The sequence below is a fragment of the uncultured Aggregatibacter sp. genome (assembly GCF_938046485.1).
Taxonomy (GTDB): domain Bacteria; phylum Pseudomonadota; class Gammaproteobacteria; order Enterobacterales; family Pasteurellaceae; genus Aggregatibacter.
This window is the reverse complement of sequence record NZ_CALIWN010000001.1, coordinates 1-5,816: the sequence shown is the minus strand read 5'-3', so window position 1 is coordinate 5,816 and position 5,816 is coordinate 1. Positions and strand designations below refer to the sequence as shown.

At 43.8% G+C, this 5,816-nt stretch carries 9 protein-coding genes and 1 other RNA gene; all 10 read left to right on the top strand.

The features are described 5' to 3' along the window. Nucleotides 1–62: 62 nt before the first annotated feature. Complete coding sequence (locus tag Q0203_RS00050; RefSeq protein WP_297928625.1) at nucleotides 63–536, top strand: YchJ family protein; 474 nt, start codon at nucleotides 63–65, stop codon at nucleotides 534–536. Then, nucleotides 533–1,351 carry a virulence factor BrkB family protein gene (locus Q0203_RS00045; RefSeq protein WP_297928623.1) on the top strand — a complete coding sequence of 273 codons (819 nt, stop codon included), beginning with the start codon at nucleotides 533–535 and terminating at the stop codon, nucleotides 1,349–1,351. The genes Q0203_RS00050 and Q0203_RS00045 overlap by 4 nt, the downstream gene beginning before the upstream one ends. Then, nucleotides 1,324–1,731: a hypothetical protein gene (locus Q0203_RS00040; protein WP_295974259.1), complete on the top strand. Its 408-nt coding sequence runs from the start codon at nucleotides 1,324–1,326 to the stop codon at nucleotides 1,729–1,731. Before Q0203_RS00045 ends, Q0203_RS00040 begins: the two co-directional genes overlap by 28 nt. Then, on the top strand, nucleotides 1,728–2,162 hold the full coding sequence (gene dtd, locus Q0203_RS00035; protein WP_297928620.1) for a D-aminoacyl-tRNA deacylase: 435 nt from the start codon (nucleotides 1,728–1,730) through the stop codon (nucleotides 2,160–2,162). The genes Q0203_RS00040 and dtd overlap by 4 nt, the downstream gene beginning before the upstream one ends. Nucleotides 2,163–2,187: 25 nt before the next feature. Next, on the top strand, nucleotides 2,188–2,745 hold the full coding sequence (locus Q0203_RS00030; protein WP_297928618.1) for a YggT family protein: 558 nt from the start codon (nucleotides 2,188–2,190) through the stop codon (nucleotides 2,743–2,745). Between the two features lie 11 nt (nucleotides 2,746–2,756). Beyond that, nucleotides 2,757–3,047 (top strand): DUF167 family protein YggU, encoded by a 291-nt coding sequence (gene yggU / locus Q0203_RS00025; protein WP_297928616.1) that lies wholly within the window; start codon nucleotides 2,757–2,759, stop codon nucleotides 3,045–3,047. A gap of 117 nt (nucleotides 3,048–3,164) precedes the next feature. After that, nucleotides 3,165–3,530, top strand: a transfer-messenger RNA (tmRNA) gene (gene ssrA, locus Q0203_RS00020). A gap of 428 nt (nucleotides 3,531–3,958) precedes the next feature. Further along, complete coding sequence (glyQ, locus tag Q0203_RS00015) at nucleotides 3,959–4,864, top strand: glycine--tRNA ligase subunit alpha (protein WP_209363919.1); 906 nt, start codon at nucleotides 3,959–3,961, stop codon at nucleotides 4,862–4,864. Between the two features lie 53 nt (nucleotides 4,865–4,917). Continuing rightward, nucleotides 4,918–5,568, top strand: coding sequence for a heme-binding beta-barrel domain-containing protein (locus Q0203_RS00010; RefSeq protein WP_297928614.1), 651 nt, complete (start codon nucleotides 4,918–4,920; stop codon nucleotides 5,566–5,568). A 10-nt stretch (nucleotides 5,569–5,578) separates the two neighbouring features. Continuing rightward, nucleotides 5,579–5,816 (top strand): hypothetical protein (locus tag Q0203_RS00005; RefSeq protein WP_297928612.1); only part of this gene is annotated, 238 nt, incomplete at its 3' end.

Here is a 5,816-nt window from a genome sequence, read left to right as displayed (position 1 = left end):
CCGGCATTTAAGCGTTCGTTAAATTCAAAACTGATGAAATTACAAGAAAAACAGAGCTAAACATGACCGCACTTTTAGATTCAGCTTGCCCTTGTCAATCAAGCAAATCTTACAAGGATTGTTGTGGGCGTTTTCATGCACATACGCAATTTCCTGAAACCGCTGAGCAACTCATGCGCTCCCGCTATGCCGCTTATGTGTTGAAAAATGTGCCTTATATTGTAGAAACCACCGTGCCGAGCCAACGGGCGTTACTTAACGTACAAGCCATTCAAACATGGGCGGAGGAAACACAATGGCTGGGATTAAAAATTTTGAACACGGAAAGCTTAACGAAAACCCAAAGTGCGGTGGAATTTCACGCCGTTTTTCAAGGTGAGGAGGGGGAACAGACGCATCATGAGCGGTCGATTTTTGTGAAAATTGATGGGCGTTGGTATTTTGTCGATCCAACGGTGCCGCTGCCGACGATGAAACAACCTTGCGTGTGCGGTTCCGGCAAAAAATTTAAGCATTGTTGCGGGGGCTTTTTATGAGTGAGTGGAAAACGTTTTTTACAATCTTTTGGCAGCGTTTTAATCAGAATAAATTAACCCAAGCCGCCGGTTATTTAACGTACAGCACCATGCTTGCCATTGTGCCGTTGATTATGGTGGTGTTTTCTATTTTCTCGGCATTTCCGGTGTTTAATGAAGTAACGGGTGCGTTGAAAGAGTTTATTTTCACCAATTTTGCCCCGTCAGCAAGTGACATGGTGGGACAGTACATTGATGAATTTGTGAATAATTCCAAAAAAATGAGTGCGGTGGGGATTATCAGCTTGATTGTCGTGGCGCTGATGTTGATTAATTCCATCGATCGCACGCTAAACAGCATTTGGCATGACACCGAAACGCGACCGATTTTTACGTCTTTTGCGATTTATTGGTTGATTCTGACGCTTGGCCCGCTGTTAGTTGGCGTCAGTATCGCTGCTAGTGCTTATGTAAAGACCATGTTTGAGAGCGCGTCGAACTTTTCTTTCGGTTTAAAACTCTTGAGTTTTGTGCCATTTTTATCTACGTGGTTTATTTTTACCCTGATTTACATGGTGGTACCGAATAAGAAAGTTAGTATTAAACATTCCGCCGCAGGTGCGCTGATTGCCGCGGTGTTTTTTACGTTGGGTAAGCAAGCCTTTACTTGGTACATCGTGACGTTTCCCTCTTATCAATTAATTTATGGCGCGATGGCGACTCTGCCAATTATGTTGCTGTGGATTCAGTTAAGCTGGACGGTTGTGTTGCTCGGCGCGCAATTAGCAGCAGTGTTGGCAGAAGTGCGGTGGAAAAAACAGGAGAATTCATTATGAATGGGGTTTTGGGACCACATGAAGGCAAAGAGTTAGCGTTAATGCTTAATCATAAAAAGAATGTAGCTTTATTTAATAATGATTTAGGCATCCCTGCTGAATTTTTCCCATATATTGAACAAGGGATTTTTGTTGTTCTGGAACAAGCTAATGAAATTTACGTATCGACAGATGACTTTGCGTTAATAAATTTTATTGTTTATCGGAAAGGCTACGAGGTTCAGGCGGAAAAATTAAAGCACTTGTTAGCAGAAGGCGCAACTGAGTTTATACCTGAGATAGAAAGGGAGATTGGGCGGATTTTAGGATATAACGAACAGGATATTGAGTTTTATCTTGTCAATTTAGAACAACATTTAAAACGTAGAGAAGAATTATGATCGCATTAATTCAACGGGTAACGCAGGCGAAAGTGGAAGTGGGTGGCGAAGTCGTCGGGCAAATCGGCAAAGGCTTGTTGGTGTTGCTGGGCGTCGAAAAAGATGACGATCGCGCCAAAGCGGATAAATTGGCGGAGAAAGTGCTGAATTATCGCGTGTTTAGCGACGAGAACGACAAGATGAATTTGAACGTGCAACAAGTGACTGGCGAAGTCTTGGTGGTGTCGCAATTTACGTTGGTGGCGGATACGCAAAAAGGGCTTCGTCCGAGCTTTTCCAAAGGCGCAACCCCATCGTTAGCAAACGAACTTTATGAATATTTTGCACAAAAGTGCGGTGAAAAAGTAAAGGTGGAATGCGGCCGATTTGCTGCGGATATGCAAGTGAGTCTAGTCAATGAGGGGCCGGTGACGTTTTGGTTACAGGCATAAATTTAAATAAAATGAAGGAAATATTATGAATACAATGCAATTTTTACTGTCAACCGTCATCAGTATTTACGGTTTTATTTTCGTTTTGCGCGCGTGGTTTCAGATTGCCAAGGTGGATTTTTATCATCCGCTTTCTCAGGCGTTAGTCAAAGTCACGCAGCCCGTGTTAAATGTTTTAGGGAAATTTGCGCCTACGGTGAAAGGCGTGAATCTTGCCGCATTGCTTGCTTGTTTTATTTTGGGTGTAGGGAAATTAGCAGTTATTCAGTTTTTAGATATGGCAGAAGCCTCACTTGTCGCTTATGTCCTCGTTGGTGTTCTGAATGTGGTACACGCCGTAGGGGAAGCGATTTTTTATGTGTTATTGATTAGCGCGATAATGAGTTGGTTTAATCGTTCGCCTAACGCCATGCAATATATGTTGTATCAGTTGAGTGAGCCGTTACTGCGCCCGATTCGCAAACTGTTGCCGAATACCGGCATGATTGATTTCTCACCGATGGTCGTGGTATTCGTTTTATTCTTTGCCAACAAAGTGTTGTATGACGTATTTGGTCAACTTTGGGCTATTGCAACATTGTAGATGGGGGAAACATGGCGGTAACCTGTATAGGTAATGATTTGCGATTGGTGATTTTTCTACAGCCTAAAGCGGCGCAGGATAAAATCGTCGGGTTGCATAACGGTGAATTAAAGGTTTGTATCACGGCACCACCGATAGAAGGGCAGGCAAATGCGCATTTGCTGAAATTCCTCAGCAAGTTATTTAAAGTGCCGAAAAGTACGATTCTTTTGGAAAAAGGTGAATTAAGTCGTCATAAGCAAGTTCTCATTCCTTCACCGAAAGCTATGCCAAAGGAAATTGAAAGCCTGCTCCCCAAATAAGCTGATAAGGGAGCCTCAAAGCGAACTATAAATATGGCGAGTCAATGTGGATTCCTATGAAAATGAGGGAGAGGCTTTATTTTAGGGTGATATTTTGCTATCCTTACGCCTACTTTTGGGGCTGATTCTGGATTCGACGGGATTAGCGAAGCCCGAGGTGCACGTCGAGGTGCGGTAGGCCTCGTAAATAAACCGCAAAAAAATAGTCGCAAACGACGAACAATACGCTTTAGCAGCTTAATAACCTGCTCATAGCCTTCGCTCCCCAGCTTCCGCTCGTAAGACGGGGATAAAGCGGAGTCAAACCCAAACGAGATCGTGTGGAAGCCGCCGTTTGAGGATCGAAGCATTAAATTGAATCAAACTAGCTTAATTATCGCGTGTCTGTCCGCAGGGTTAAGCGAATCTTAAAGACTGACTAAACGTGTAGTACTAACGGTAGAGGAATTCCGGACGGGGGTTCAACTCCCCCCAGCTCCACCAAATCCAATTCCAAACAGGTTTTATAAAGTCCGATAAAGTCTTGGCGCATAACGCTCCAAGGCTTTTTTATTGTCCTATTTAATCCTATCCATTCCAACCTAATCCAACGATTTTAGTAACACCGATAGTAACACTATGATAAAACAACTTAAGCCGATGTTACTACAAGCATTAAGAGTCTTATGCTACAAGGCTTTTACCGCTTTTTATATTTCTTAAATGACAGGTGATTCCGCACTGACTTCAAGGGCTTTTTTATATCCTAAGCGTTCCTATCCAATCCTATAAACTCCTTGAGTTTGTGTTATTTGTTTCATGCATTTTTCTGATTTCGCCATTGTTCAAAATTTTCTGCCTTTTCTTTATCCTGCCTTGTGTTTTCAGTATAATGAGGCGTATTTTTAACCTTTCAATTTATAGAATCAATTATGACAAAATTTAATGTAAAAACTTTCCAAGGCATGATTCTTGCCTTACAAGAATACTGGGCGAACCAAGGCTGCACTATTGTGCAACCCTTTGATATGGAAGTGGGCGCAGGGACCTCTCACCCGATGACCGCATTACGCGCGTTAGGCCCTGAGCCGATGGCGTTTGCGTATGTGCAACCTTCCCGCCGTCCGACCGATGGTCGCTACGGCGAAAACCCAAACCGTTTACAGCATTACTACCAATTCCAAGTGGTGATTAAACCCTCTCCGGACAATATTCAAGAATTGTATTTAGGTTCCCTTGAAATGCTTGGCTTTGACCCGACCAAAAACGATATTCGTTTCGTGGAAGATAACTGGGAAAACCCAACCTTAGGTGCTTGGGGCTTGGGCTGGGAAGTGTGGCTAAACGGCATGGAAGTGACTCAATTTACCTATTTCCAACAAGTGGGTGGCTTAGAATGTAAACCGGTTACCGGCGAAGTGACCTACGGTTTAGAGCGTTTGGCAATGTACATTCAAGGCGTGGATTCTGTATATGACTTAGTTTGGTCTGACGGCCCGCTTGGCAAAACCACTTATGGCGATGTGTTCCATCAAAACGAAGTGGAACAATCCACCTATAACTTTGAATATGCGGATACCGATTTCTTATTCTATTGCTTCGATCAATATGAAAAAGAAGCGAAAAGTTTATTGGAATTAGAACGTCCGTTACCGTTGCCGGCTTACGAGCGCATTTTAAAAGCGGCACACAGCTTTAACTTGTTAGACGCGCGCAAAGCCATTTCCGTTACTGAACGCCAACGCTACATTTTACGTATTCGTGCGTTAACCAAAGGTGTGGCGGAAGCCTATTATGCCAGCCGTGAAGCCTTGGGTTTCCCGGGCTGTAAAAAATAAAGCAAAAAGTCACCGCACTTTATGTTTCAACACAACGATATAAGGAGAGCATCATGAGCGATTTTCAATATCCGGAAGATATTTACACCGAAGCGGAACCGGATGTAAACACGCTGGCAAATTTAGGGCCTTTAGCGCCGATGGCGGGAATTTGGGAGGGCAAGCGCGGTTTGGATATCAATCCAAAGGCGGAAGGGCCGGAGAAAGATCCTTATATCGAACATTACGAGTTGCAACCGATTGATGCACAAACTAATGGTCCACAACTGTATTACGGCTTACGTTATCACACGCGGATTGTACAGCCGGATGAAGTGGAAACCTTTCACGATCAAGTGGGCTATTGGTTATGGGAACCGGCAACCGGCACGATTTCTTTGTCGTTAAGTATTCCACGTGGACAAAGCCTGATTGCCACCGGTCATGCCGCACCGGATGCGAAAGAATTTACGCTAAAAGCTGTGCGCGGATCTCTAACGAATGGCATTATCTCAAATCCGTTTATTGAACAATCTTTCACCACAGAAAGCTATGAGATTACGGTGAAAATTCATGAGGATGGCACGTGGTCTTACGATCAAATTACCACAATGATTATCCCAAATTACGACGAACCATTTGAGCATCGTGATCGTAACCGCCTAACCAAAATCGGCGAACCAACGCCAAATCCAACCGCACTTGCGGTCGTTGCCCAAAAATAAGGAGGCGAAAATGTCTAAACCTGTGTTGTTTTATAGCGCTGAATGTCCTGATACCCCCTCTTTTGTGGCGGAATTAAAGGCGTTAAACGTGGATTATGAAGAAATTGAAGTGCAATCCACCTTGCCGAATTTAAAACGCTTTTTACGCTTGCGTGATAACGAGGCGGTGTTTGATGAGGCGAAAGCTAAAGGTTATGCAGGCTTGCCGGCGTTGTTGTTGGCGGACGGCCGAGTGATTTTGGATGAAA

Coding starts and splice junctions, on each gene's coding strand:
- Q0203_RS00050 (WP_297928625.1), top strand. CDS start 63: ATGACCGCACTTTTAGATTCAGCTTGCCCTTGTCAATCAAGCAAATCT.
- dtd (WP_297928620.1), top strand. CDS start 1,728: ATGATCGCATTAATTCAACGGGTAACGCAGGCGAAAGTGGAAGTGGGT.
- Q0203_RS00010 (WP_297928614.1), top strand. CDS start 4,918: ATGAGCGATTTTCAATATCCGGAAGATATTTACACCGAAGCGGAACCG.
- yggU (WP_297928616.1), top strand. CDS start 2,757: ATGGCGGTAACCTGTATAGGTAATGATTTGCGATTGGTGATTTTTCTA.
- Q0203_RS00030 (WP_297928618.1), top strand. CDS start 2,188: ATGAATACAATGCAATTTTTACTGTCAACCGTCATCAGTATTTACGGT.
- Q0203_RS00045 (WP_297928623.1), top strand. CDS start 533: ATGAGTGAGTGGAAAACGTTTTTTACAATCTTTTGGCAGCGTTTTAAT.
- glyQ (WP_209363919.1), top strand. CDS start 3,959: ATGACAAAATTTAATGTAAAAACTTTCCAAGGCATGATTCTTGCCTTA.